We start from the raw sequence: 23085 nt of genomic DNA, 5'->3' as shown, positions 1-23085 counted from the left end.
GTGGCGGAACGAGAAAGAAGGAGAAGGTCTTCTGGTACTTATACCAGCAGGCCCTGAGTGGTATGTACTTAATGTTTGGCGGCGGCCTCCACATGTTGACGGTGGTCCGCCACTACCTGATGCAGTGCTGGCCGGTATGTTGGATTGAGCTGTTCGGCGGCGCCCGGATTGGCTCGGTCGATGGGGCTGCCCGGTGCGATAAAGAGGGTGCGGCCGGTGACGGCACACCTGATCGTGCCGCTCTGGTCGATGGCCACGGGAGTAAGCCCGTCCACGATATGGCGGCGGCCAACAGATCGGCCATCTGCGGTCAGCACCGGCACGGTGGGGCGGTTGGCTCTGGTCTGAAATGGGTTCGGTACCTCGGCGGCGATGGCCGGCAGGGCCAGCGATGTTGGACGAGGGTGCCGGCGGTGCAGAATGGCGCAGGCCACGGACTGCTGTTTGCCCTTGAGCATCCCCACCCACTGGCTGATTTCCTTGGCTGGCCAGCGCTGCTGGAGAATGCAGGTCACCGTATTATCCAGACGGCGGTACTCTTCTCGGCTGACGGTCTGCTTGCTGTTCATGTTCATGCCCACTCCTCGCTGTAGTCGTTCTCTTCTTGCATCCACGCCGGCACATCCAGCCCCTCCAGTACCCGCCACATCTCTGACTGATAGGGCTGCGGCAGCATCTCGATCCAGTCGCGGGTTCCAGCGTGGCCCTGCACCTGGTACACCTCGCCACAGAGCCCAACCAGCATCGGCCAGTCCTGGTCATCGGCTGGGATCGCGCATTCATCTGCTTCGGCCTGTTCGGTTGGGCGCTGGCCATCTGGCGCCCAGTCCGGCTCGCTTGGTACCGCTCGGCTCGATTGCACCTGACCGTTCTCAAGCCAGAGGGTGAAACCGTCTGCGCGAACGCTGGCGCCTGAGCGCAAACGCCCGATAGAGAAGGGTGATAAACCCCATTGCTCTGCCATCAACTGATCCGCGAACGCCTCAGGATCCGGCTGCGTACAGTTATTGTCAGAGCTCCAAGGTGCCGGGCATTCGCCCGACTGAACACCAACACCCAAACCCACACCGGCAACCTCTGCGGCTTTAGCAACCTCTGCGGCCTCTGCTGCCCTAGTGGCCCTGGTGGCCGCATGGGTGCCGGTGGGTACTACTTCCCACCCTTGCAGGCGGGTCTTGATGCCAATGTTCGCGGAGTGCAGCCCCATCAGCCGCTTGATGTCTTCGCCGTAGCAGTTGGCCTGCTCCTCGATGAGGTGGGCCAGCTTGATGGGGTGCTCGGCACGGGTGGCCAGCGCCCCGCCCATGGCTTCCAGGTAGCAACGAAAGATGGCGTTATCGGCGGCATAGCGGGCGGCCTCAAAGCGCGGGTCTTGTAGTACCGGCTTGGGTGGCCCCACCAGATCGCCATGCTTCTTGGCGTTGCTGATGCGGCGCAGCTCGCGCCACACCCCGACCGGTGCACCGCCGAGTTGCTGAAAGGATCGAATGCCCCACCAACTTGCCCACGCGCAGGCATGCAGCGCGCCTTGATCGGCAGGGGTGTTCGCTTCTTCGTCGTCACCGACATAGGCGCCATCGATGTTCTTGGCGATGTACTTGGCCAGATAACCGGTGGCATCGCCCTTGGTGGGGTCGATCAGCTTCCAGTCGAAACGGGGCGTGATATCGGTGAATGAGGGGGCGGCGATGGGGTTGCGCACCAGTTCGGTTTTGTCGTCGGTCAGGGCATAGCGCTGCAGGGTGCTGATCACCTTGTTGCGATCGCTCGGGCGCATAAACAGCAGCATGTGCCAGTGCGGGGTGGCGTCGTGGTGCGGCTCGCACACCCGAAAGCCATACACCGGGGTGCCGTGGCGCTTGAGTGCGGCGCGGGTCAGGCTCCACAGCTTGGCCAGATAGGCGCAGGTTTCGCGCGGGGTCGCACCTTCATACTTTTCGTTATCAATGGTCTTGCCGTTGCGGCCGGTCTTCCAGGCGTGAAATTTGCTCGGTGCGGTCCAGGTGAAGAACACCCCGACGTGGCCTTGGTCTTCGGCGTAATCCTCAAAGCCGCGCATGCGGGTCATCATCTCGTTGCGGCGGTTGATCGGGTTGGAGATGCTCGCTTCCCAGCAGTCCTTCATCGAGATCACCAGGTCGTGCTCGGCGTTCATCACCTCCGACTCGGCCAGCCAGCGCATCATTGCCCGCTTGCGCTCGCGCACCACCTTCATGGTGGCGTTCGAGACGTAGGCAGAGACGCCTTTTCGTACATTGCCCAGCAGGATGGCGATGTGCTCTTGCAGCCGATCCCAGCAGCGGTTGACGCGCCTCTCCCACCACTTGGCACTGAGCAAGCGCACCATCACGCTGAGGATCCAGCTATCCCGCGCCTCTTTGGTTTTGAATTTCGGTATCTTGCCGATGAATTCCCACTGGTCGGCGGGTTGCTTGATGGCTTCCCATGTCGCCATCAGATCCAGTTCACCGGCGGCGCTGTTCTGCTCGATGTTTTTCCAGATGGCGGCTGTCATATTGGCGAACTGGTGAGCCACCCGCTTGCGGCCTTCGTCATCGCGCATGTGTTGGGCATCGACCGGGATCGCCTGTACAAGGGCACGAATCCACCTGACCCGCTCACTCAGCCAGATGTTGGCAGTGCGGGCTTTCTTGGCGGTGCCACCCTTGCGGCGGCGCATGTACTGCTTGAACAGGGTCAGGGTCAGCGGCATGGAAAAACCATCGAGCAGTTGCACCGCCCACACCAGATCATATTCACCGACCGAACCGATAAACGAATCGGCCAGGTTGATACCTGGCATGGAGTTGGAGAGCGATTCAATGCGCGACCGCAAGGCCTTCTTTGACAGCGGGAGCTGTCCGTGAGCAGCCGACGGCAGGCGGGTGATGGCAAAACCAAAGTGGCCAGCCTTGGCGGCTGGCCCTGTTTTTTGTTTGTTGGTCATTGGTGATCGCGGCTCAAAAACTGGTTTAGTGTGGTCAGGTCGGTTCTGCGAGCCTTGATCACTATGGTGGTGTGAGCACATATCCGGCGGGCGGCTGCGCACTGGCGAAGGGTCAGCGCTATGGTGGCCCTGGGTCGTGGCGAGATCTGGCGGCACTCGATGAGCTGGCGCTGATACCCGCGCAGGCGCGCACTAGCGCCGCGCAGGTCTTCCCACCACCAACCCAAATTCCTTTCCATTTCTGATATCAGGCGGAGGCTCATTTGATGGTCTCCCCAAGTCCATGGAGTTGGTCGCAGGGTTCCCATCCCAACCACTCAAGGTAAGTTCCATTTTCGATGGCAGCATCTCGACCAGCTTTCTCATCCAGCAGGTCTTCTTGAAACGCGATCATGTCCAAACAAGTAGCGATAGTTAACCTTTCACGGCGGCAGGCAGCGAGCAGGGACCTAATGGCATACACGTTGGTATTAGGCAGATTCGCTCTGCGCAACATGAGCAGTTGACGCTGAATCTGACGAAGTGCTTCTCTATGCACAGTGATAATGAAGTTCTTCGCCGCAATATCAGCCTTGAACACAGCATTTACGCCGTCGTCATCTTGGATAATTGCGTTCATGCGATTACCTCCCTCAACCCGTACTTTTGCGCGTTCTCAAACCACCAATCGCCAATATCTCTGGCCAGCGCGGTGTCGCCTTGACCCAGTGCCAGCCAATACAGAGTACGGATCCCTCCCATCAACAGCGTTTCCTCCTGGCTGAATTCGCCGGCGCGCTTTACCGCATCCACAGAAAAAGCAAAGTGCTTAGCCAGCTGGCTAACAGGTTCAGGTGCCCGCAGGTGAGCTGGGCCAGACTCGGTTTGAGCCAATTCATCGATAGGCGGCTCAAGTTCAAACAGGTCGCTCATTCCTCGTCCCCCATCACTGAGTCGTCATCCATCAGGTCTTCCTGCTTGCTGGTCACGACCAGCTGCACCTGGATGTATTGATCTCCCGAGTAGAGCTCCCCCAGGGCAATGCGGTTGACCTGCTCGTTGCTGGCCAGCAGCTCGGTCAGCAGCGGCAGCACGGCCCGCTCTGCCCGCTTGGCGATATGAATGGCATCGATGCTCATGCCACCCCCTCAACAATGCGGATTGAGCCTGAGATAAGGCGCTCCATGCGGGCGTATCCGCGTTGGCCTTTCAACCAGGTGGTGCCGCAGTTGATGTAACCGCGGCTAACCAGATAGGCACTGGCGGCCTTGATGGTGGGTTCGGTGTGGCGAGTGATAATGGCGGCCATGGTTATGCCTCCTGCTGTGGGTTGGTATGGGCACCGGTCAGCAACCAGTGGAGGTGCTGTTTCAGGTCTGCATGGTTCGCAATGAGTAGGAACAGGCCGCCTCCGACCTCCCTGTATCCCAACTCATAGTTCTTGAGTGTGGTGGGCGGAATGCCCAGCAGGTCGGCGAACTTGGGGCGGCTCATGCCCAACTGCTCCCGCAACTGACGCAGGCGCTTGGCGGCATGGTGGTTAAGCAGGTTGATAGCGGTCATTTGTTCGGACATGGTCAGGCTCCTTGTTGAGCTGTGCAGGGATGGATGCAACTGAACAGGGAGGCCCACGCCAGTGCAGTGGACCGCTCAGCGAGCGCAATTCCGTCAGGGTGCTGGGTAAGACGGGAGCCACAACGGCCCGCCAGCTTGCGTTGTTGAATACGAAGGTTGCGCAGAGCGCAGGGGATCGCTAAAGTTGGCATGTCGATTTTCCTAGTTGACGAATGAAAGGCCCGCTGGAGTTGCTGCTCCGTTAAGCGGGCTTTTTTATTGCCCAATGGCGCGAGGGCCTTGCTTGACCATCTCGCTGGCAGCCAACACGGCGCGTTTCATGCGCAGCTTGGCGGCTCGTTCCTTCTTCTCTCTCTCGATATCGCCGATAGCGCGGGTCACCGGAGCCGGGTGCCATACCTTGCTGTCACAGCCGCAGCGAAATTCACCTTGATAATCCAGTTCCAGCACGGCCAACCGGATCGCCTCACGTTGTGCATGGGGCAGGGCAGACAGGGTTGCGGTCATCATCTGGCCACGCGATTGGCGGGCGATGGTGCAAATCGCGGCTTTTTTGGCGGAGCTGATGTCCAGCCAGTCGGTATCCAGGCTGCTGCGGGTCTTGCCGAACAGTTCGCGCACCAGCATTAATCCTGCGGTGTTCATCGCGGCCTGTTCGACTGGCGTCAGGCCAGCCAAATTGCGTTGCTCTGAGTCGATGTGTTTTTGCATGGCTTCCCCCTTACATGGTCATGGTTTGCATCAGGATGTCTGATGCGCAGGCGACGGTCGGCACGGCCTGAAAACGGGCCTCGATGTCATGGATTAAGATGGCGATAGACCCCATCGCTGACGTGGCCACGCTCACCAGGGTGTTGCGTTCCGAGCGGGTGATCCGGCCCCGGCTGGTCAGCTCCAGCGCTCGCTGGCCGATGCTGGCGACCTTGGCATTGAGGTCGATCGCTTGATGGGGCAGTGATGGCGCGCGTTCAGCTTTTGGAATGGCCATGGCGGTCAGGCCACATTCCATCAGCATGCCGTCGATCAGGGTTTCGTCCCCTTCGGTGGCGTGATACAGCGCGATGAGATCGATGGCCGTCAGCTTGTGGCTTTCGCATGCCTCGTTGAGCTTGTTGTGCAGCACGCCGCTTTTCATGCCGAGCGCGCGTTCCAACTGGCTGACGTTATGCCTCTCTTTGAAACAGTCGCATGCACTGGCAAAGTGGTTGTGTGAAAACCTGGGCTTATTTGACACTCTGATTTCCCTCCAAAGTTCGCTATGGTTAGCTGGCTGTAAGGCAACTCAACGAGAAACCAATGCGGCCGTCTGGCACTGCATCCGCAGCGCTTCGAGATTGATGACCACCTTTTGCCGCTGGCCGTCTTTAGGCAGGTAAGGCAACCGGCCCGCCTCGATCATCGACTGGACGTAGTCCTCAGAAAAACCGCTCAGCTCGGCGAACTTCTCTTTGGAGCAAACCGGAAAGGTATAAACGGGGATGGTTGGCGTCATGGCGAGGCCCTTACTGTGCGTTGTTATCAGGGGTTGGCGTGATGGGGTCGGCCTTCAACTTGCCGACGGTCAGCACTTCAATCTGGTAGGCGCGACCTTGGGGTATGGTTTCGCCCCATTGGGAAATTGCTGCTTCTGAAATGTTCAGCCTCTTCGCCAGCTCAGCCGCTGACCCGAAGTGGTTGATGGCATCTATTTTTTTCATAAACCCTCATTGCAACCTTAAGTTTTGATTCGGCCAATCGTAACTTAGGGTTTTACCATAAGCAAGCTTAAGGTTTGAAATAATGAACCTTAGGGTTTGATCTCGAAAGTTAAGCTAGGTTAATGCACATCTCAGAACGAATTTTCAGTAGAAGGTCAGCCCTTGGCCTATCCAAAGCTGCGTTAGGCAAAGCCATAGGCATAACCGGTGTTTCGGTAGGCAAGTGGGAGTCAGGTCTGAACCAGCCAAAGGGCCGCTATCTCAACGACTTAGCGGCTGCGCTTGGCGTGTCTGTCGATTGGCTACTGACAGGCAAAGAGGAAGGCGTCACTAGCGTGGTTGAGTCTCCGTTTCCTGGTTACCGCAACGTAGAGCCAGCGGTCATCCCGCAGGGTGATCGAGTGCCGATCCTCAGCTATGTGCAGGCAGGCAACTGGCGGGAGATATGCGAACAGGCTACGGGCTTTGATGGCAACGTGGAGTATGTGACGGCCAGTGTGGACATCGGCCCCCGTGGTTTTGGTCTCTGGTTGCGTGGCAACTCGATGTCACCGCAATTCAATGAAGGCGATTTGGTGATCGTTGACCCTGACGAACAGCCGCGTCCGGGGGATTTCGTGGTAGCCAAAAACGGCAGCGACGAGGCCACCTTCAAAAAGTACCGGCCTCGCGGTATCGATGAGAACGGGAAAGAGGTGTTTGAATTGGTACCGCTTAATGAAGATTACCCGCCTATGCACTCCGACCGGCAGCATATCGAGATCATAGGCGTGATGGTTGAGCACAGAACTTTCAGGAAAAGATAACAAGGTGCATCTATTCCCGTTTTTCTTCCTCACTAGGAAGGATAGCTAGCTAATGGATCCGTTATTCACTGTCACCGAATTAGATAGTGGTTATCGTGGTCTATGTTCATGCGGTAGAGCAGTCTAAGCAAGCAACTCATAGTTAATCACAGAGCGCTAAAAATATTATATTTTAATTACAATAGAGAGTTTATATATGGAAGTTATAGATGCTGTGAACAGCAATTTAAGTAAAAACTATAACAAATGGAATTGTAATGTTTTTAATCACGATGACATTAAAGAAGAATATTTGCAGAGTGGCATTCATGTATATAAGAGTGACAGTCAAGAAATTGATGTTTATGTAAATGGACTCGTTGGCGCCTCGGGCATTCCGGTTGAAGGCGAGTTTTGTATTATCGTAATGTCTGGAGCTGTTAGTAATAGAGAAAGTAAGGACGCTCCATTCTTCTCTGGTTTAGAATTAGCAAAAAAATGTAATTTACCAATTGTAGCGATTTCAGACCCGACACTATCAATTGATAAGTCACTCAACCTTGGTTGGTATGCAGGAAATATAAGTCAAATAGATCTTCAGGATAGGATACTTAAGATAGTAGAAAGTATTATTTCTAAACACAAATTGAAGCCGATCTTTGTCGGTGGTAGCGGAGGTGGTTTTGCCGCAGCTCTACTGGCTATAAATTCGACAATACAATCGGTTGCAATAGTATGGAATCCACAAACTGACATAACAAAATATCATAAGATGCATGTTGATAAATACGTTAGACTTGCATTTGATACCGACATAGATAAATCCAATAACACTGATGAAGCGAAAGCGATTTTAGAAAAATTCTCTATAAAACATAAGCTTGGAACTGCCCCTTCAAATAGCTCAAGTAGAATACTTTACCTTCAAAATAAAAGTGATTGGCATTTGGTGAAGCATGCCAAACCTTACTTAGAGTGCTTAATGGGTGGCGAAAGACGTTATGGAAATTGTTTTAGGTTCTCCTTTGTAGATTTTGTAGTTGGTAACTGGGGGGTTGATCACAGCGCTCCTCCTGTTGATGAAATAATCAATGCTATCCGGACTGTAAAGAATAACAATATAGATAACTTCATGTTGAAGTTTAGTATGGGCGCTGAAGATCTAGCATGGAATGATTTTGATAAAAAGAAGTTTGTTCCCTTTGTCGTTGAGAATAATGGCTCTTTAGATATTGAGTTGGTCGATAAGTCATCCTCATCTGCGCCAGACCCTGAACTTGCTATATGTCTTTATAAAGATAAAAATATTGTTGTACAAAGCTCTTATCAGAGAAGTAGAAAATTTGATATTGACTACGTAGATTTTGACTCCATAAAAATTTTGTTAAAAGATGGGTTTGGTTTAACCTCGGAACAGTTTTATACAAACATTGGAGGGAGATATATTTCTTTATAAAAATAGTTGTCAAAGCGGTTGTCGTTTGCATGAAACAGCGAAAGGTTTCACATGCCGACTGGTCGAAGCGGGTCTGCTAGGATGGCTGTTAGAATATTGATTTCGCCATTAGTGGCCTACTCTGGCAACTGCACCAGTAGAGGCCCTCGGCGCGCACATGTTCAATCGTGCCCTTCCCTTGTAGGGGGGGGCGACTCGATGAGGCAATTGGCGTAATTCTTCTTGCCATTTGTACTTCATCGATCAGGTGAGACCATTCTCAACTCAGGATTAGGCAGACTCATGACTATCTCCCACATTGAACTGTTTGCTCGCACTGAAGTGGCAGCGTTGGCAGCTCTATACACCAGTTTCCAATTCTGACGATTTTGGACGCTAAATTGCCAACTAATCCATCTACTCACACCTTCCTGAAGATTTGAGCTGATATAAATCAATGACTGTTCGCAAACTCGATGATGGCAAGCCCAAACTCTGGCTGGCTGAAGTCTACCCCCAAGGCCGTGATGGTCCTCGCAAACGAAAGCGCTTCGCCACAAAAGGGGAAGCATTGGCCTGGGAGCGCTTCACCCTTGATGAGCATCGGGCCAAGCCCTGGCTAGGGCAAGAGGCTAAAGAGCATCGCACCTTGCAAGACATGATCGATCTCTGGTTCAAGCTTCATGGCCAGACCCTTAAGCGTCAGCATGTCCGGCTGGCCAAGCTGCAGATCATCTGCAACGGCATGGAAAATCCGAAGGCAATTGATGTCACCCCTAAAATGTGGGCGCATTACCGCGCCAAGCGAATGGCCGGTGAAATCGACAATGGTTGGAATGTAGGAGCAAAAAAGGCCATCACTGCTCGAACGGTTAATCAGGAATTAGCATTCATCAAGGCGGTATTCGGTGAGCTGATCCGTTTGGGTGAATGGCTTCACCCGCATCCATTGCAGACAGCCGCCGCAGTAAAAACCCCCGATCCCGAGATGACCTTTCTGCAGCAGTGGCAGATCGCCGATCTACTCTTGGCGGCGCAGCGATACCCTAACTCTGATCTGGCGCTCATTATCAAAATCTGTCTGGCGACAGGCGCGCGCTGGCGTGAGGCTGAATCACTGACTACATCGCAGGTCACCCCGTACCGAATTACCTATACCAACACCAAGGGCAACAAAAACCGGACGGTGCCGATCAGTAAAGCGCTTTATGATGAGCTGATGACGGGTAGCAAGAGCGGCCAGCTGTTTCAGCCATGCTATCTGGATTTCGGAAGGGCACTGAAAACAACCGGTATTGAATTGCCTGATGGTCAGCTGACCCACGTCTTGCGCCATTCGTTCGCCAGCCACTTTATGATGAATGGCGGCAATATTCTGGTTCTACAAAAGATATTGGGCCATGCAAACATCCGTGACACGATGCGCTATGCCCACTTTGCACCCGACCATTTGGAAGATGCCGCCCGATTAAACCCGTTGGAAATATGGCGGCAAAATGGCGGCATAGTTTAGGATTATTCGCTTTTATTGCCTCCTATACCCTATCAAACAGCTGAGTATTACGGGATTGCGCCGCTATGTCACACCTTAACTACAATCACCTCTATTATTTTTGGATGACTCAGAAGAAGGGCTCAGTCACTCAGGCGGCGGAGGCTCTTTTCCTGACGCCCCAGACGGTTACTGGCCAGATCAAGTTGCTGGAGCATCGGCTGGGGGGCAAGTTGCTCAAGCGCAAGGGGCGCTCTCTTGAGGCCACCGAGTTGGGGCAGTTAGTGTTTCGTTACGCTGACAAGATGTTCAGCCTCTCCTACGAGATGCTGGATATCGTCAATTACCGCAAGGAGAGCCAGATACTGTTCGACGTCGGTATCGCCGATGCACTCTCCAAGCGCCTGGCTAGCCGTGTGCTGCTCTCCGTCATACCCAATGATGGCTCCATCCATCTGCGCTGCTTCGAATCGACCCACGAGCTGCTGCTCGAACAATTGAGCGAGCACAAGCTCGACATGATCCTCTCTGACTGCCCGGTGGACTCCAGCCAGCATGCTGGCCTGCTTTCCAAGCGACTCGGTGGCTGCGGGGTCAGCTTCTTTTGCAAGGCACCGCTGCCGGAAAAGCCTTTTCCCGCTTGTCTGGAGGAGCGCAAGTTGCTCATCCCGGGTCGCCGCACGGCCATGGGACGTCAGCTGACCCAGTGGTTTGAGCAACAAGGTATCTCCCCCAGTATTTTGGGGGAATTTGATGATGCCGCGCTGATGAAGGCCTTCGGCTTCTTCAATCAGGGCATCTTCATGGCACCCACTATCTACCGGGAAGAGATACTGGAGGGGGAGGGCGTCATGCTGCTCGGTGAGACCCAGGATCTGATGGAGGAGTATTACGTCATCTTCGCGGAACGTATGATCCAGCACCCAGCGGTCAAGCGGGTATGCGAGAGTGATTTCTCTTTCCTGTTTGCCGGACAGGAGAATTTTTCCACCATACAGCCGGCCAGCCTGTCGTTTTAAATTGAGGCCAGTCAAGGTATTATCCCGACTTGCGTCAAGAGGAGTACGGCATGGATCTGGAAGCGATGGAAGCGAATGCGGGGAGGGCGGTGGCCTTGCTCAAGGCGCTGGCCAACGAGAGAAGGCTGTTCATTCTCTGTCAGCTGCTGGACAAGGAGTTGTCGGTCGGCGAATTGAACGAAGTCCTTGGCTTGAGCCAGTCAGCATTGTCACAACATCTGGCGGTACTACGGCGAGATGAGCTAGTAGAGACGCGAAAAGAGGCCCAGACGGTCTATTATTCGCTACGCAGCCATGAGGTGCGCGAGATGATAGGTTTGTTGCACAAACTTTACTGCACGACAGATAAATAAAAAACCGGCACTGAGGCCGGTTTTTTTTGCTTTATTCAGCCGAAGCTGATTAAGCCATAGCTTTGATCTGGGCAGACAGGCGGCTCTTGTGACGAGCAGCTTTGTTCTTGTGGATCAGGCCTTTGGTAGCCATGCGATCCATGATCGGCTGAGCGGTAGCGAAAGCAGCAACGGCAGCAGCTTTGTCGCCAGAAGCGATTGCAGCAATTACTTTCTTCAGATAGGTACGGGTCATAGAACGACGGCTAGCGTTGTGTTGACGACGTTTCTCTGACTGAATCGCGCGCTTCTTAGCAGATTTGATATTAGCCAAGGTAAAACTCCTAAAACTGTCTTAGCGAGTGTATTGAAAAGGCCCGGAAATATGCCTTCTCAACCACATATTGTCAAATGATTTGTGCAAATAAACACCGCCCCCCGGTGGTGTGTCAGTTGGGAGGCGGTTAAACTGTCGGCCGATTCTAGCAGCATTCTTTTCATTCTGACAGTTCCAGAGGCCTCGTCTTGAGTAAGAAATTGATCAAATCCGGTATGATAGTGTCCTCAATGACACTGGTATCCCGCGTGATGGGCTTGGTTCGCGATGTGGTTATCGCCAATCTGCTCGGCGCAGGAGCGGCTGCCGATGTCTTCTTCTTTGCCAATCGCATTCCCAACTTCCTGCGGCGGCTCTTTGCCGAAGGTGCCTTCAACCAAGCCTTCGTCCCGGTCATGACCGAGTACAAGAAAAATGGCGATGAGCGGGAGGTGCGCGAGTTGCTGGCGGCGGTGGCAGGTACCCTTGGTGGCATAGTGACCATAGTGACTCTGTTTGGGGTGCTGGGCTCTGGCGTGTTGACTGCCCTGTTTGGCTGGGGCTGGTTCTGGGATTGGTTGCATGATGGTCCGGCGGCCGAGAAGTTCGAGCTGGCCAGTTTGATGCTCAAAATAACTTTTCCTTATCTCTGGTTTATCACCTTCACCGCCATGGCGGGGGCCATCCTCAATACCTTCGGCCGCTTCGCCGTCTCCTCTTTCACACCCGTCTTTCTCAACATCACCATGATAGCGTCGGCCTGGTGGATAGCGCCGCTGATGGACAGGCCGGAGCTCTCCCTGGCGATCGGGGTCTTTTTGGGCGGCCTGGTGCAGTTTCTATTCCAGTATCCTTTCCTGCGCCAAATCAATATGTTGGTATGGCCCAAGTGGGGCTGGCACCATCCTGGGGTGGTCAAGATCCGCACCCTGATGATCCCGGCACTGTTCGGGGTATCGGTCAGCCAGATCAACTTGCTGGTCAACACCATGCTGGCCTCCTTCCTCGCGACCGGGGCCATCAGCTATCTCTACTACTCGGATCGCCTGCTGGAATTCCCCTTAGGCCTGTTTGCAGTGGCCATCAGCACCGTCATCCTGCCTGCTCTGGCCAAGAAGCATGTGGATTCAGATCCCGCCGATTTTTCCCGCACCATGGATTGGGGGGTGCGCATGGTGATGCTGCTCGGCCTGCCGGCCATGATAGGGATTGCCATCTTGCGTGAACCCATACTGCGGGTGCTCTTCATGCGCGGTGAGTTCGGTCTGCACGAGGTTGCCATGTCCAGCGCCAGTCTGCTGGCGTCGACCACTGGCCTGCTCTCCCTGATGCTGATCAAGGTGCTGGCCCCCGGCTACTATGCACGTCAGGACACCAGGACGCCGGTGCGGATCGGCATCATGGCCATGGTGACCAATATGGTGTGCAACCTCATCTTCATCTACCCCCTCGGTTATGTGGGGTTGGCGCTGGCGACCGCCTGTGCCGGCACTCTGAACGCAGCCCTGCTGTTTAAAGGCCTCTATCAGCAGAGTGTCTATCGTCCATCCCGTCAAACCGGGGTCTTCTGCCTCAAGTTATTGGCTTCGACCTTGATGATGGGGGGCCTACTTGGCTACCTGTCACCGGATCTTGCCCAATGGGGGGCTTGGAGCATGGCCAAGGCCAGTTGGGAGCTGACGCTGTTGCTGCTGATGGGAGGCGGCGTCTACGGGATCTGCCTGCTGATGCTCGGAATCCGACCACGACACCTGAAATCCAGCCGCGAGGGCTGATCCAGACCGCTGCCTGATATATAATCCGGCGATTTCGACAGCAGCAGAACACAAGGCACTGATGGAGCTTATCCGCGGTATTCACAATCTCAAGCCCCGTCACCAGGGCTGTGTGTTGACCATTGGCAACTTTGATGGGGTCCATCAGGGCCACCAGGCGGTGCTGACGCGCCTGCAGGAGAAGGCTGCCGCTCTTGGGCTGCCAGCCTGCGTCATGCTGTTTGAGCCCCAGCCCCTGGAGTTGTTTGCAGGGGATGACGCGCCCGCTCGCCTCTCCCGCCTGCGAGAGAAGGTAGAGGCGCTGGCAGCGCTGCACATAGACCGCCTGCTTTGCGTGCGTTTTAGCCGCGAGTTTGCCGCCCAGTCCGCCGACATCTTTATCAAGCAGCTGCTGGTCGAGAAGCTTGGGGTTCGCTACCTGGTGGTGGGAGATGATTTTCGTTTCGGCCAAGGCCGGGAGGGGGATTTTCAACTGCTGCAACAAGCCGGGCGCCGTCACGGCTTCGAGGTGGTCAGCACCCAGAGTTTCCAACTTGCCCGCCAGCGGGTCAGCAGCACGCTAGTTCGCGAGGCTCTCGGCGCGGGGCGCATGGCCGAAGTGGAACTCATGCTCGGCCGCCCCTATGCCATCACTGGGCGGGTAGCCCATGGTGACAAGCTGGGACGCACCATAGGTTTTCCGACGGCCAACCTTGCCCTCAAACGCCGGGTCAGCCCGGTCGGTGGCGTGTTTGCGGTGGAAGTGGTATGTTCCGACAATCTATTCCCCGGCGTTGCCAATGTGGGTGTGAGGCCGACGTTGAGCGGCTCGCAGGCCAGATTGGAAGTACATTTATTTGATTTTTCTGGCGATCTCTACGGTCAACAGGTCAAGGTGCTGCTTCGCCACAAACTGCGCGAAGAGCAAAAATTTGCCTCTTTCTCCGCCTTGAAAGAGCAGATCGAACGAGATGCCCAGGCAGCCCGAGCCTGGTTTGGGCTGCCGTTATTCAATTTACCCAGCACTCTTTTAGAAAAGAAGGGAACCCAGGACTGATGAGCGACTATAAACACACCCTGAATCTTCCGGAAACCGAGTTCCCGATGCGTGGCGATCTGGCCAAGCGCGAACCCGGTATGCTCAAGCGTTGGTACGATCAGGATCTCTACGGGGCAATTCGCCGCGCCAAAGCGGGCAAGCCTTCATTCATCCTGCATGACGGCCCTCCCTATGCGAACGGCAGCATTCACATCGGTCACTCGGTCAACAAGATCCTAAAAGACATCATCATCAAGTCCAAGGGGCTGTCCGGTTTCGACTCCCCCTATGTGCCGGGTTGGGACTGCCATGGCCTGCCCATCGAGCTGAAAGTGGAAGGCAAGGTTGGCAAGCCTGGCGTCAAGGTTTCTGCTGCCGAGTTCCGTGCCGAGTGCCGCAAGTATGCCAAGACTCAGATTGAGGCCCAGAAGACCGATTTCGTCCGTCTGGGCGTGTTGGGGGATTGGGAGAAGCCCTACCTGACCATGGACTTTGGCACCGAAGCCAACATCATCCGCTCCCTGGCCAAGATCGTCGACAACGGCCACCTGCACAAAGGCTCCAAGCCGGTGCACTGGTGTACCGATTGCGGCTCCGCCCTGGCCGAAGCCGAGGTGGAGTACTATGACAAGGATTCCCCCTCCATCGATGTGCGCTTCAAGGCCGTCGACGAGGCTGACGTGGCAGCCAAGTTTGACTGCGCCGAGGGCCATTATGGCCGTGGCGCGCTCTCCGTCGTTATCTGGACTACCACCCCTTGGACCCTGCCGGCCAACCGCGCCGTCGCGCTGCATGCGGATCTGGACTATGCCCTGGTCCAGGTTGAAGGTGAGCACCCGGAGCGCCTGATCCTGGCCGCCGACCTGGTCAAGGACGTGATGGACCGAGCCGGTATCGATCACTTCCACAATCTGGGTTATGCCAAGGGCGCGGCCCTTGAGCTGCTGCGCTTCAAGCACCCCTTCTACAGCTTCGATGTCCCTGTGGTACTGGGTGAGCACGTTACCCTCGATGCCGGTACCGGCGCGGTGCACACTGCGCCTGGTCACGGTCAGGAAGACTTCGTGGTCGGCCAGAAGTATGGTCTGGAAGTGGCTAACCCCGTTGGCAGCAATGGTGTTTACCTGCCGGATACCCCGTTGTTCGCCGGTCAGCATGTCTTCAAAGCCAATACCGCAGTGGTAGAAGTGCTCAAGAGTCATGGCGCCTTGCTCCATCACAAGGTGTTCAACCACTCCTACCCGCATTGCTGGCGTCACAAGACCCCGATCATCTTCCGTGCCACCCCCCAGTGGTTCATCAGCATGGAACAGCAAGGGCTGCGCAAGCAGGCTCTGGCTGAGATCGAGCGCATCGAGCAAGATGGCATCGCTCAGCAGGGCCAAAGCGGCTGGGTACCGGCGTGGGGCAAGAACCGCATCCAGGCCATGGTCGAGAACCGCCCGGACTGGTGTATCTCCCGTCAGCGTACCTGGGGTGTGCCCATCTCCCTGTTCGTACACAAAGAGACCCAGCAGTTGCACCCGGAATCCGTGCGCCTGATGCACGAAGTTGCCAAACGGGTTGAGCAAGAAGGTATCCAGGCCTGGTGGGATCTGGACAAGGCCGATCTGCTGGGCAGCGATGCCGACAACTACGACAAGGTGCCTGACACCCTGGACGTCTGGTTTGATTCGGGCTCGACCCACTCCTCTGTGGTCGCTGCACGCCCCGAGTTCAACGGCCACTCCGCCGATCTCTATCTGGAAGGTTCGGATCAGCACCGTGGCTGGTTTATGTCTTCCCTGATGATAGGGGTGGCCATGAATAACAAGGCGCCCTACAACCAGGTTCTGACCCACGGCTTCACCGTCGATGGTCAGGGTCGCAAGATGTCCAAGTCCATCGGTAACGTGGTCAGTCCTCAGGATGTGATGAACAAGCTGGGTGCCGACATACTGCGTTTATGGGTAGCCAGCACCGACTACACCGGCGAGATGACGGTCTCCGACGAGATCCTCAAGCGTAGCGCCGATGCCTATCGCCGTATCCGCAATACCGCCCGCTTCCTGCTGGCCAACCTCAGCGGTTTCAATCCGGCAACCGACATGGTAGCGCCTACCGACATGGTCGTGGTGGATCGCTGGGCCGTGGGCCGAGCTCAGGCTGTCCAAGCCGAGATCATCGAAGCTTATGAGTCCTACAACTTCCATGGCGTGACTCAGAAGTTGATGCAGTTCTGCTCCATCGAGATGGGCTCCTTCTATCTGGATGTGATCAAGGATCGCCAGTACACCGCCAAGGCCGATGGTCTGGCGCGTCGCTCCTGCCAGAGTGCCCTCTACCACATCGCCGAGGCCATGGTTCGCTGGATGGCACCCATCATGAGCTTCACCGCCGATGAGATCTGGGCTCTGCTGCCGGGTGAGCGTACTGAGTTCGTGTTCACCGAAGAGTGGTATGACGGCCTCTATGGCCTGGCTGCCGGTGAGCAGATGGGGGATGAGTTCTGGGCCGAAATCCTGACCGTGCGCGGTGAGGTGAACAAGGCCCTGGAAGCGGCCCGTGGTGAGAAGCGTATCGGTGGTTCTTTGCAGGCCGAGCTGACCCTGTTCGCCAAGCCTGCTCTGGCCGAACGTCTCAATGCCCTGAGCGACGAGCTGCGTTTCGTGCTGCTCACCTCCAAGGCCAACGTGGTCCTGGCAGACCGCATGCCGGAAGGCAGCGTTGCGACCGAGCGTGACGATTTGTGGCTGAATGTGGCCCAGTCTGCGGCCGCCAAGTGCGATCGCTGCTGGCACCATGTGGAAGACGTGGGCACCATAGCCGGTCACGAAGAGATCTGTGGCCGCTGCGTTAGCAACGTTGAGGGTGACGGCGAAGCTCGTCAATTTGCCTGATGAAGATGACTCATGAAAAGAGTGGCCTGCGCTGGCTGTGGCTGGCGGTTGTGGCCTTCATGCTTGACCAGGCGACTAAGTTGGCCGTGGTCAAGATGCTGCCGTTTGGTTACCCGGGGGTGGAGATCGCCCCCTTCTTCAATCTGGTGCATGTCTACAACAAAGGGGCGGCATTTAGCTTCCTGGCCGATCAGGGGGGCTGGCAGCGCTGGTTCTTCGCGGTCTTGGCGTTTGCCATCTGTGGGCTGCTGACACACTGGCTGCGAAAGCAGTCGGTGACCATGCGCTGGAGCGGTATCGCCTATTCCCTGATCATCGGCGGGGCCCTTGGCAACGTCTTTGATCGGCTGGTACTGGGTCATGTGGTCGATTTCCTCGATTTCTACTGGCAGCGTTCCCACTGGCCAGCGTTCAACTTGGCTGACAGCTTCATCTTCATCGGTGCGACCATGATAGTGCTGGAAGGTTTTCGAGGCGAAAAGGTGGCGAACAAGCAAGGCAAGGAGTCGTTATGAGCAAGCTCATCAGCCATGACAGTACTGTGCTGTTCCACTTCACCATCAAGATGGAAGATGGCTCCGTCGCCGACAGCACTCAGTTGCACGGCAAACCGGCCCGTCTGACGATGGGGGATGGCAGTCTGACCGATACCTTTGAGCAGTGCTTGCTGGGCCTGCGGCAAGGGGAGGCCAAGAGCTTCACCTTGGCGCCGGAGCAGGCATTTGGTCTGTCCAACCCGGACAACATCTATCATCTGGACAGGGCCAAGTTCGGCGCGGATGTGGAGCCCAAGGTTGGCGCCATCATCGTCTTCGACCAGCCCAATGGCGGCGAGCTGCCCGGCATAGTGCGGGCGGCGGAAGGCGCGTCGGTGACGGTTGATTTCAACCATCCACTGGCGGGACATACCGTCACTTTCGAGGTGGAAATCCTAGCCGTTGATGATGTGAAAGAGGTGCTCTGATCGTGGATATTCTGCTAGCTAACCCCCGTGGTTTCTGCGCGGGTGTCGATCGTGCAATCAGCATAGTCGAGAGCGCGTTGGAAAAATTCGGTGCTCCCATCTACGTGCGCCACGAGGTGGTACACAACCGCTATGTAGTGAACAAGCTCAAGGACGCGGGTGCTGTCTTTGTCGAGGAGTTGGATGAGGTGCCGGATGACAGCATCGTCATCTTCTCGGCCCATGGCGTGGCCAAGACGGTGCGCGAGATGGCCAGGTCCCGTGCTCTCAAGGTGTTCGATGCCACCTGCCCGCTGGTGACCAAGGTGCATATGGAAGTCCACCGTGCCAGCCGCAAGGGATCGGAGGCCGTGCTCATCGGCCACGCCGGCCACCCCGAGGTGATCGGCACCATGGGGCAGTACGAAAACCCGGCAGGGGGCATGTATCTGGTGGAGACGCCACAGGACGTGGCCAATCTCAAGGTGAAGAACCCGGATGATCTCTGCTTTGTCACCCAGACCACCTTGAGTGTGGATGAGACCTCGGATGTCATCGATGCCCTGCGCAAGCAGTTCCCCAAGATCCAGGGGCCGCGCAAGGACGACATCTGCTACGCCACCCAGAACCGCCAGGATGCGGTGCGGGAGATGGCCGGGCTGGTGGAAGCCATGCTGGTGGTCGGTTCGCGCAACTCCTCCAACTCCAATCGCCTCCGTGAGCTGGCCGAGAAAGTGGGGGCCCGTGCCTACCTCATCGATGATGCTTCCATGATAGATCCTGGCTGGCTGGAGGGGGTCAAGGCCATAGGCGTCACTGCTGGCGCCTCGGCTCCTGAGGTGTTGGTGAAAAACGTCATAGCCCGCCTGCGTGAGCTGGGGGGCAAGATCGTTGCGGAACACCCGGGGCGCGAAGAGAACGTGGTGTTCGAAGTGCCGCCTGAACTGCGCATCATCTGACAAAAAGCCCATCCTGGTGATGGGCTTTTTTCATGGTGCAGCAGGGCTATTTCCAGCAGGCTGCGGGTGTTTTGGCATCAGCCTTGGTGAGGGTCAAGGTGTTGCAGCTGGTCGCCCCGCTATTATCTCCACTCTGGGCGCCCTTGGCGGTAGCAATCAGGGTATACCCGGTTGCGGAGGCTCCCGAGATGCTGAAATTGTAATAGTCGCTTGCAGGATTGCCGACGGCACTGAGGGTGGCACTGTAGCTGTTGTTACTGACCCTGTATTCCTCCTGCTTGAGCTGCATGGTCAGCAGGCCCTTGAACCCTTCTGCGCGGCGGGACTTGCGCAAGCCGTCCGTGAAGCTGGGATAGGCCACGGCGGCGATGATGGCCACTATGGCTACCGCCACCATAAGCTCAATCAATGTCATTCCTCTGGCGTGTTTTCTCATAGTCGGCATGGTTTGGGAGGCGGGTTGATACTATAGAATAGTATGGGCTGTTTCCTCCACATGGATGAAGGCACACAGACAGGGAGTCTGGACAAAAATGGTGATGCAAGGGAAGGGATCCCGGGGTTTTACCCTGATTGAGTTGATGGTGGCCACTCTGGTGGTTGCGTTGCTATTGGTGGTTGCCATCCCCAGTTATCAATCACTGCGTCAGGAGCAGCTCGTCAGGGCTGTTACCCAGGCCATCTATACCGATGTCATGCTGCTTAAGTCAGAAGCTATCAAGCGCAACCAGACATTGAATCTTCTCATCTTCAACAGCGGCACCAGCAACTGGTGCTATCGCATTCATATCGATGGTTCCTGTACCAGCTGCGCCGATGCGTGTTCTTCCATTGAGGGGCGCAAAGGGGTCGATGCTGGCGAGTTTCCCGGTATCAGCCTGGTTGGCAGCTACAGTGAGTCCGCTACCAATATCAGACCCCTCAATATCTCTCCCCGGCGAGGCACACTGACGGCTGGTAATATAGCCATTACGCTGGGGTCGTACGCCATGCAGGTGAAAACCAATAATGTTGGCAGAGTGCGGACCTGTGCCGTCAGCAGCGTCAGCGGGGTGACGGCATGTTGAGAAGGTCTGCAGGGTTTAGTTTGGTTGAGCTGATGGTGGCCATGGTTGCTGGCCTGATTCTGGTTGCGGCTGTGACGGCTCTCTTTGCGACTGTGCTCAGGGCAAACAGTACCGCCATGAAGGTGAGTCGCCTCAATCAGGAGGTGCAGGCCATCACCGACATGATGGCACGTGATATTCAACGGGCCGGATTCGATGCCAGTGCCGCGACGGCGACACGATTGGTGTCCGGTGCTCTCCCTTCTCCTTTCTATTTTAATGCGGCAACTGACTTATTGGACGAAACGGTGACAGGCTCCAAGATTTACCGCTGCATCAGGGTCCGTTATGACGACAATGGCAATGGCGTGCTTAACAACAGTGCCTCCAGCAGCTTCGAAACCCTGATTTATAGCTACAGCACTGCGAGCAAGGGGATCAAATTGGCGACCGGGGCCACGGCTGCCTGTAATGGCGGCAGCTTGGTCTCGACTGATGACACCATTGAAATCACCTCGCTGACGTATAACTTGCTATCCAGTAGCCAGGCAAGCGGTGCAAGAGCCATCCAGCTCAATATATCGGGCCGCTACAAGGATAATACGGCGCTGACCTTGAACCTGCAGCGTGATATCAAGCTGCGCAATGATGGTTACTGATATGAGAACTCAGTCCGGTTTTACCACCTTCACAGTGACCCTCATCCTCCTGCTCATCTTGCTGGCTGTTTCCCTGCTGGTTGGCAAGCTGCTGGTCGCCGACCGTCGGGTGACATTGAATGAGGCCCTTTATCGTCAGGTAATGACATTGGCTGAACAGGGAATTTCCTATGGGTTTGGCCGGATCAGCAGTGTCCCTGCCTGGCGCGGCAGCATGACGGTTTCACCGTCAGGTGCTGCGGGGAGTTATACCCTGGTCGCACAGGACATGACGCCTTTTTCCGTGGCATCAGGTAGCAGCACATTAGTGACCCCGATACGTTTACGTGCCCAGGCAACGCTTGCCAATAGTCAGGCGCAAGCTGTCGTCGAAGCGCAATACGTGCAGACCAATGTGCTGGCCGGTACACCGGCGGCGCCACTCACTGTGGCGGGTGGGATGGCGGTCGGGGGCAACTTTACTGTGGTTGCCAACCCCAATGGTGGTGGGCCTGGTGTCCCGCTCTCTATCTGGACCGATGATTATGTCGATCTCAACAATGGCTCGGGTCAGACCTGCCATCAAGGGGACTATGCTGGCGGTTGCAGTGCCAATATCAGCCAGAAAGGGGATAAGCAATCTGATATCAAGGACAGCGATCCGACTTTCCCAACCGATCTGGTGTGGTATTTGTTCAATGAAAATGATGATGCCGCAGGTTGGGCCAATATAGAGTCAAGGGCCAGTCAGATAGTCAACAATTGCAGCAGCCTGGGGCCAACCTCCACTGGACTCATCATCGTCAAGGGCGATTGCAGCCCTGGATCCAATATTGGTACTCAGTCCGCGCCTGTGGTGCTGATAGTCAAGGATGGCAGCTTGAGTATCAACGGTAATAACCAGCTCTATGGCCTGATCTTTGCCTACTCCTCCCATCCTGCCACGGCAACCACAGACATCAAATTAAATGGTGGGGCCATCGTCAATGGTGCCCTTGCCGCCAACTTCAAACTGGGCAAGGCCAACGGCACCTATGATGCCAAGTATGATGAGGCCGCCTTGAGCAACATAAAAACGGGGGCCGCCTTTCAGACCCTTAAACAGATACCCGGTAGCTGGCGCGACTGGTAGAGGATATGCGGATGAAAAGGCAAAAAGGATTTGGCCTGCTGGAAGATCCTGGTCACCCTGGTGGTGTTGGGGTGGGGGTTGTGGGGTTGATCTCCTTGTCCAAGTCGGCTTTGACGGCATCTCAGGATGGGCGGCGTTATGAGATCGCCATGCGACTTGCCGAATCAAAGCTGGACGAGTTTCGCAACTTCAATAGCCTGGTAACGGCCACTGCCCCCCTCACCGCTTATAGCGCCATCGCGAGCGGGACCGCAACCAAAAGCCTGTCAGGAGACAATTATGTGCTGGCATGGACTGTGGCCAATGAGTACTGGAATAGCGCCACCTCCGCGTGGCAAGCGACCGCTCCGGCGGGTTATCTATTGAATTACCCTGGACGCAAAGAGATCAGGGCTGTGGTCAGCTGGACGAACAGCGAAGGGGCGACCCCCAATATCACATTGGTGGGCTACGCCTCCCCGTCTCAGTCTCTGACCCTCAGTCAAATCACTGGCGGTCTGGATACCACTCGGGCAGGCCCCAAGATCAGCTATACCCCCGGAGTGGCCCCCGATGTCATCTCGATAGATCTTGGCAATGGCAGCAAGCAGGAGACCAGTAAGCCATCCCCTACCGTCAGTGCCAAGAACAGTGCGGTAGGCAAGGAGGTTCAATTTGAAACCATGACCTACCAGCCTGTCGGGCAGGGGAACACCCAGCAGATCCAGCAGGATATTACCTCGGTCAGCTGTGCTTGTACCTATGGCTCTACTGCTAGCGCCTATCTGCCGGGGCAAGTTTACAAGACGGGAACGGGTCAGCTTTATTGGAACATTGGCGCCCTGCAGAGCAAGCCAAGTGGCACCGTCAGTGGCAATAATCAGCCGGCATTGTGTGGCAGTTGCTGCATGAATCACTTCGACGGAACGGGGACGGGGTTTACCAACTACTATGCCCCGCTTAACACCAGCCGCAAGCGTTATAACAGCGCTCTGGTGGTGGCGGTCAGCGGTAATTACGTCGATGCTTGCCGCTTTGTGCGACTGGATGGTTATTACCGCCCCATTCCAGATTGGAATCTGGTCAAAGTGATAGTGACTACCTCGGATTTTCTTGCCGCTGCAGCCAATCAGATAAGT

28 protein-coding genes and 1 pseudogene are annotated in these 23085 nt (G+C 55.9%); 15 read left to right on the top strand and 14 right to left on the bottom strand.

What is annotated here, in order from left to right; all coding sequences use genetic code 11:
- Window positions 1-68 precede the first annotated feature (68 nt).
- From G113_RS01995 to G113_RS01945, 12 genes are all read right to left on the bottom strand, one after another.
- Window positions 69-569, bottom strand: coding sequence for a hypothetical protein (locus tag G113_RS01995; RefSeq protein ID WP_152435923.1), 501 nt, complete (start codon window positions 567-569; stop codon window positions 69-71).
- A gap of 2 nt (window positions 570-571) precedes the next feature.
- Window positions 572-2803, bottom strand: a complete 2232-nt coding sequence (locus tag G113_RS01990; protein WP_083940341.1) for a replication endonuclease — start codon at window positions 2801-2803, stop codon at window positions 572-574.
- A gap of 140 nt (window positions 2804-2943) precedes the next feature.
- Entirely contained in the window at window positions 2944-3186 is a 243-nt protein-coding gene (locus G113_RS01985) for a hypothetical protein (RefSeq protein ID WP_236611697.1), read from the bottom strand.
- Between the two features lie 20 nt (window positions 3187-3206).
- The gene (locus tag G113_RS01980) at window positions 3207-3566 is read right to left on the bottom strand and encodes a hypothetical protein (RefSeq protein ID WP_005892327.1); all 360 of its coding nucleotides are present in this window, start codon (window positions 3564-3566) and stop codon (window positions 3207-3209) included.
- Window positions 3563-3859: a hypothetical protein gene (locus tag G113_RS01975; RefSeq protein ID WP_005892325.1), complete on the bottom strand. Its 297-nt coding sequence runs from the start codon at window positions 3857-3859 to the stop codon at window positions 3563-3565. The genes G113_RS01980 and G113_RS01975 overlap by 4 nt, the downstream gene beginning before the upstream one ends.
- The gene (locus G113_RS01970; RefSeq protein WP_005892323.1) at window positions 3856-4065 is read right to left on the bottom strand and encodes a hypothetical protein; all 210 of its coding nucleotides are present in this window, start codon (window positions 4063-4065) and stop codon (window positions 3856-3858) included. Before G113_RS01970 ends, G113_RS01975 begins: the two co-directional genes overlap by 4 nt.
- Window positions 4062-4235 carry a hypothetical protein gene (locus G113_RS21430; RefSeq protein ID WP_169510545.1) on the bottom strand — a complete coding sequence of 58 codons (174 nt, stop codon included), beginning with the start codon at window positions 4233-4235 and terminating at the stop codon, window positions 4062-4064. The genes G113_RS01970 and G113_RS21430 overlap by 4 nt, the downstream gene beginning before the upstream one ends.
- A 2-nt stretch (window positions 4236-4237) precedes the next feature.
- The gene (locus G113_RS01965) at window positions 4238-4501 is read right to left on the bottom strand and encodes a helix-turn-helix domain-containing protein (protein WP_005892321.1); all 264 of its coding nucleotides are present in this window, start codon (window positions 4499-4501) and stop codon (window positions 4238-4240) included.
- Between the two features lie 255 nt (window positions 4502-4756).
- A complete protein-coding gene (locus tag G113_RS01960; protein ID WP_005892319.1) occupies window positions 4757-5212 on the bottom strand; it encodes a hypothetical protein in 456 nt (151 codons plus the stop codon).
- Between the two features lie 10 nt (window positions 5213-5222).
- A complete protein-coding gene (locus G113_RS01955) occupies window positions 5223-5735 on the bottom strand; it encodes a phage regulatory CII family protein (protein WP_040318826.1) in 513 nt (170 codons plus the stop codon).
- Between the two features lie 48 nt (window positions 5736-5783).
- Window positions 5784-5993, bottom strand: a complete 210-nt coding sequence (locus tag G113_RS01950) for a hypothetical protein (protein ID WP_005892315.1) — start codon at window positions 5991-5993, stop codon at window positions 5784-5786.
- Window positions 5994-6003: 10 nt separating this feature from the next.
- Window positions 6004-6198, bottom strand: a complete 195-nt coding sequence (locus G113_RS01945; protein ID WP_005892313.1) for a Cro/CI family transcriptional regulator — start codon at window positions 6196-6198, stop codon at window positions 6004-6006.
- Window positions 6199-6320: 122 nt separating this feature from the next.
- Between G113_RS01945 and G113_RS01940 the strand changes: the two genes are divergently transcribed.
- From G113_RS01940 to G113_RS01920, 5 genes are all read left to right on the top strand, one after another.
- The gene (locus tag G113_RS01940; protein WP_005892309.1) at window positions 6321-7004 is read left to right on the top strand and encodes a S24 family peptidase; all 684 of its coding nucleotides are present in this window, start codon (window positions 6321-6323) and stop codon (window positions 7002-7004) included.
- Between the two features lie 196 nt (window positions 7005-7200).
- A complete protein-coding gene (locus G113_RS20875) occupies window positions 7201-8439 on the top strand; it encodes a hypothetical protein (protein ID WP_152435922.1) in 1239 nt (412 codons plus the stop codon).
- A gap of 436 nt (window positions 8440-8875) precedes the next feature.
- Window positions 8876-9931, top strand: a complete 1056-nt coding sequence (locus tag G113_RS01930) for a phage integrase (protein ID WP_005892305.1) — start codon at window positions 8876-8878, stop codon at window positions 9929-9931.
- A 65-nt stretch (window positions 9932-9996) separates the two neighbouring features.
- Window positions 9997-10929, top strand: a complete 933-nt coding sequence (nhaR, locus tag G113_RS01925) for a transcriptional activator NhaR (protein WP_005892303.1) — start codon at window positions 9997-9999, stop codon at window positions 10927-10929.
- 50 nt (window positions 10930-10979) lie between these two features.
- Window positions 10980-11282, top strand: coding sequence for an ArsR/SmtB family transcription factor (locus tag G113_RS01920; protein ID WP_005892300.1), 303 nt, complete (start codon window positions 10980-10982; stop codon window positions 11280-11282).
- Between the two features lie 49 nt (window positions 11283-11331).
- Here the strand turns inward: G113_RS01920 and rpsT are convergent, their stop codons facing one another.
- On the bottom strand, window positions 11332-11595 hold the full coding sequence (gene rpsT, locus G113_RS01915) for a 30S ribosomal protein S20 (RefSeq protein WP_005892298.1): 264 nt from the start codon (window positions 11593-11595) through the stop codon (window positions 11332-11334).
- A 191-nt stretch (window positions 11596-11786) separates the two neighbouring features.
- On the opposite strand from rpsT, the gene murJ reads away from it, so the two are divergent.
- From murJ to ispH, 6 genes are all read left to right on the top strand, one after another.
- Window positions 11787-13352, top strand: coding sequence for a murein biosynthesis integral membrane protein MurJ (gene murJ, locus G113_RS01910; RefSeq protein WP_005892293.1), 1566 nt, complete (start codon window positions 11787-11789; stop codon window positions 13350-13352).
- 61 nt (window positions 13353-13413) lie between these two features.
- Window positions 13414-14388 carry a bifunctional riboflavin kinase/FAD synthetase gene (ribF, locus tag G113_RS01905; RefSeq protein ID WP_005892291.1) on the top strand — a complete coding sequence of 325 codons (975 nt, stop codon included), beginning with the start codon at window positions 13414-13416 and terminating at the stop codon, window positions 14386-14388.
- Window positions 14388-17249, top strand: a complete 2862-nt coding sequence (ileS, locus tag G113_RS01900; RefSeq protein ID WP_005892289.1) for an isoleucine--tRNA ligase — start codon at window positions 14388-14390, stop codon at window positions 17247-17249. The genes ribF and ileS overlap by 1 nt, the downstream gene beginning before the upstream one ends.
- The gene (gene lspA, locus G113_RS01895; protein ID WP_005892287.1) at window positions 17249-17764 is read left to right on the top strand and encodes a signal peptidase II; all 516 of its coding nucleotides are present in this window, start codon (window positions 17249-17251) and stop codon (window positions 17762-17764) included. The genes ileS and lspA overlap by 1 nt, the downstream gene beginning before the upstream one ends.
- Window positions 17761-18213 carry an FKBP-type peptidyl-prolyl cis-trans isomerase gene (fkpB, locus tag G113_RS01890; RefSeq protein WP_005892285.1) on the top strand — a complete coding sequence of 151 codons (453 nt, stop codon included), beginning with the start codon at window positions 17761-17763 and terminating at the stop codon, window positions 18211-18213. Before lspA ends, fkpB begins: the two co-directional genes overlap by 4 nt.
- A 2-nt stretch (window positions 18214-18215) precedes the next feature.
- On the top strand, window positions 18216-19151 hold the full coding sequence (ispH, locus tag G113_RS01885; protein WP_005892282.1) for a 4-hydroxy-3-methylbut-2-enyl diphosphate reductase: 936 nt from the start codon (window positions 18216-18218) through the stop codon (window positions 19149-19151).
- 46 nt (window positions 19152-19197) lie between these two features.
- Here the strand turns inward: ispH and G113_RS01880 are convergent, their stop codons facing one another.
- Entirely contained in the window at window positions 19198-19587 is a 390-nt protein-coding gene (locus G113_RS01880) for a type IV pilin protein (protein WP_040318825.1), read from the bottom strand.
- Window positions 19588-19690: 103 nt separating this feature from the next.
- On the opposite strand from G113_RS01880, the gene G113_RS01875 reads away from it, so the two are divergent.
- The 4 genes and pseudogenes from G113_RS01875 to G113_RS01860 form a co-directional block, all read left to right on the top strand.
- The gene (locus G113_RS01875; protein WP_040318831.1) at window positions 19691-20218 is read left to right on the top strand and encodes a GspH/FimT family pseudopilin; all 528 of its coding nucleotides are present in this window, start codon (window positions 19691-19693) and stop codon (window positions 20216-20218) included.
- Window positions 20212-20856, top strand: a complete 645-nt coding sequence (locus tag G113_RS01870) for a PilW family protein (protein ID WP_040318824.1) — start codon at window positions 20212-20214, stop codon at window positions 20854-20856. The genes G113_RS01875 and G113_RS01870 overlap by 7 nt, the downstream gene beginning before the upstream one ends.
- Before the next feature lies 1 nt (window position 20857).
- The gene (locus G113_RS01865) at window positions 20858-21967 is read left to right on the top strand and encodes a PilX N-terminal domain-containing pilus assembly protein (RefSeq protein WP_005892268.1); all 1110 of its coding nucleotides are present in this window, start codon (window positions 20858-20860) and stop codon (window positions 21965-21967) included.
- Between the two features lie 11 nt (window positions 21968-21978).
- Window positions 21979-23085 (top strand): annotated as a pseudogene (locus G113_RS01860) (type IV pilin); the annotation flags it as partial.

It is taken from the genome of Aeromonas molluscorum 848, assembly GCF_000388115.1.
Classification (GTDB): domain Bacteria; phylum Pseudomonadota; class Gammaproteobacteria; order Enterobacterales; family Aeromonadaceae; genus Aeromonas; species Aeromonas molluscorum.
This window is presented reverse-complemented; position numbering and strand designations above follow the sequence as displayed.

Bases quoted from the DNA above. Each gene is read 5' to 3' on its own strand.
- G113_RS01920 (WP_005892300.1), top strand. From the start codon at position 10,980: ATGGATCTGGAAGCGATGGAAGCGAATGCGGGGAGGGCGGTGGCCTTG.
- G113_RS01870 (WP_040318824.1), top strand. From the start codon at position 20,212: ATGTTGAGAAGGTCTGCAGGGTTTAGTTTGGTTGAGCTGATGGTGGCC.
- G113_RS01980 (WP_005892327.1), bottom strand. From the start codon at position 3,566: ATGAACGCAATTATCCAAGATGACGACGGCGTAAATGCTGTGTTCAAG.
- G113_RS01945 (WP_005892313.1), bottom strand. From the start codon at position 6,198: ATGAAAAAAATAGATGCCATCAACCACTTCGGGTCAGCGGCTGAGCTG.
- G113_RS01880 (WP_040318825.1), bottom strand. From the start codon at position 19,587: ATGAGAAAACACGCCAGAGGAATGACATTGATTGAGCTTATGGTGGCG.
- G113_RS01940 (WP_005892309.1), top strand. From the start codon at position 6,321: ATGCACATCTCAGAACGAATTTTCAGTAGAAGGTCAGCCCTTGGCCTA.
- G113_RS01950 (WP_005892315.1), bottom strand. From the start codon at position 5,993: ATGACGCCAACCATCCCCGTTTATACCTTTCCGGTTTGCTCCAAAGAG.
- G113_RS01985 (WP_236611697.1), bottom strand. From the start codon at position 3,186: ATGGAAAGGAATTTGGGTTGGTGGTGGGAAGACCTGCGCGGCGCTAGT.
- nhaR (WP_005892303.1), top strand. From the start codon at position 9,997: ATGTCACACCTTAACTACAATCACCTCTATTATTTTTGGATGACTCAG.
- G113_RS01975 (WP_005892325.1), bottom strand. From the start codon at position 3,859: ATGAGCGACCTGTTTGAACTTGAGCCGCCTATCGATGAATTGGCTCAA.
- G113_RS01965 (WP_005892321.1), bottom strand. From the start codon at position 4,501: ATGTCCGAACAAATGACCGCTATCAACCTGCTTAACCACCATGCCGCC.
- G113_RS01995 (WP_152435923.1), bottom strand. From the start codon at position 569: ATGAACAGCAAGCAGACCGTCAGCCGAGAAGAGTACCGCCGTCTGGAT.
- G113_RS20875 (WP_152435922.1), top strand. From the start codon at position 7,201: ATGGAAGTTATAGATGCTGTGAACAGCAATTTAAGTAAAAACTATAAC.
- ribF (WP_005892291.1), top strand. From the start codon at position 13,414: ATGGAGCTTATCCGCGGTATTCACAATCTCAAGCCCCGTCACCAGGGC.
- G113_RS01875 (WP_040318831.1), top strand. From the start codon at position 19,691: ATGCAAGGGAAGGGATCCCGGGGTTTTACCCTGATTGAGTTGATGGTG.
- G113_RS01970 (WP_005892323.1), bottom strand. From the start codon at position 4,065: ATGAGCATCGATGCCATTCATATCGCCAAGCGGGCAGAGCGGGCCGTG.
- ileS (WP_005892289.1), top strand. From the start codon at position 14,388: ATGAGCGACTATAAACACACCCTGAATCTTCCGGAAACCGAGTTCCCG.
- G113_RS01865 (WP_005892268.1), top strand. From the start codon at position 20,858: ATGAGAACTCAGTCCGGTTTTACCACCTTCACAGTGACCCTCATCCTC.
- lspA (WP_005892287.1), top strand. From the start codon at position 17,249: ATGAAGATGACTCATGAAAAGAGTGGCCTGCGCTGGCTGTGGCTGGCG.
- G113_RS01960 (WP_005892319.1), bottom strand. From the start codon at position 5,212: ATGCAAAAACACATCGACTCAGAGCAACGCAATTTGGCTGGCCTGACG.
- G113_RS21430 (WP_169510545.1), bottom strand. From the start codon at position 4,235: ATGGCCGCCATTATCACTCGCCACACCGAACCCACCATCAAGGCCGCC.
- G113_RS01990 (WP_083940341.1), bottom strand. From the start codon at position 2,803: ATGCCAGGTATCAACCTGGCCGATTCGTTTATCGGTTCGGTCGGTGAA.
- fkpB (WP_005892285.1), top strand. From the start codon at position 17,761: ATGAGCAAGCTCATCAGCCATGACAGTACTGTGCTGTTCCACTTCACC.
- G113_RS01930 (WP_005892305.1), top strand. From the start codon at position 8,876: ATGACTGTTCGCAAACTCGATGATGGCAAGCCCAAACTCTGGCTGGCT.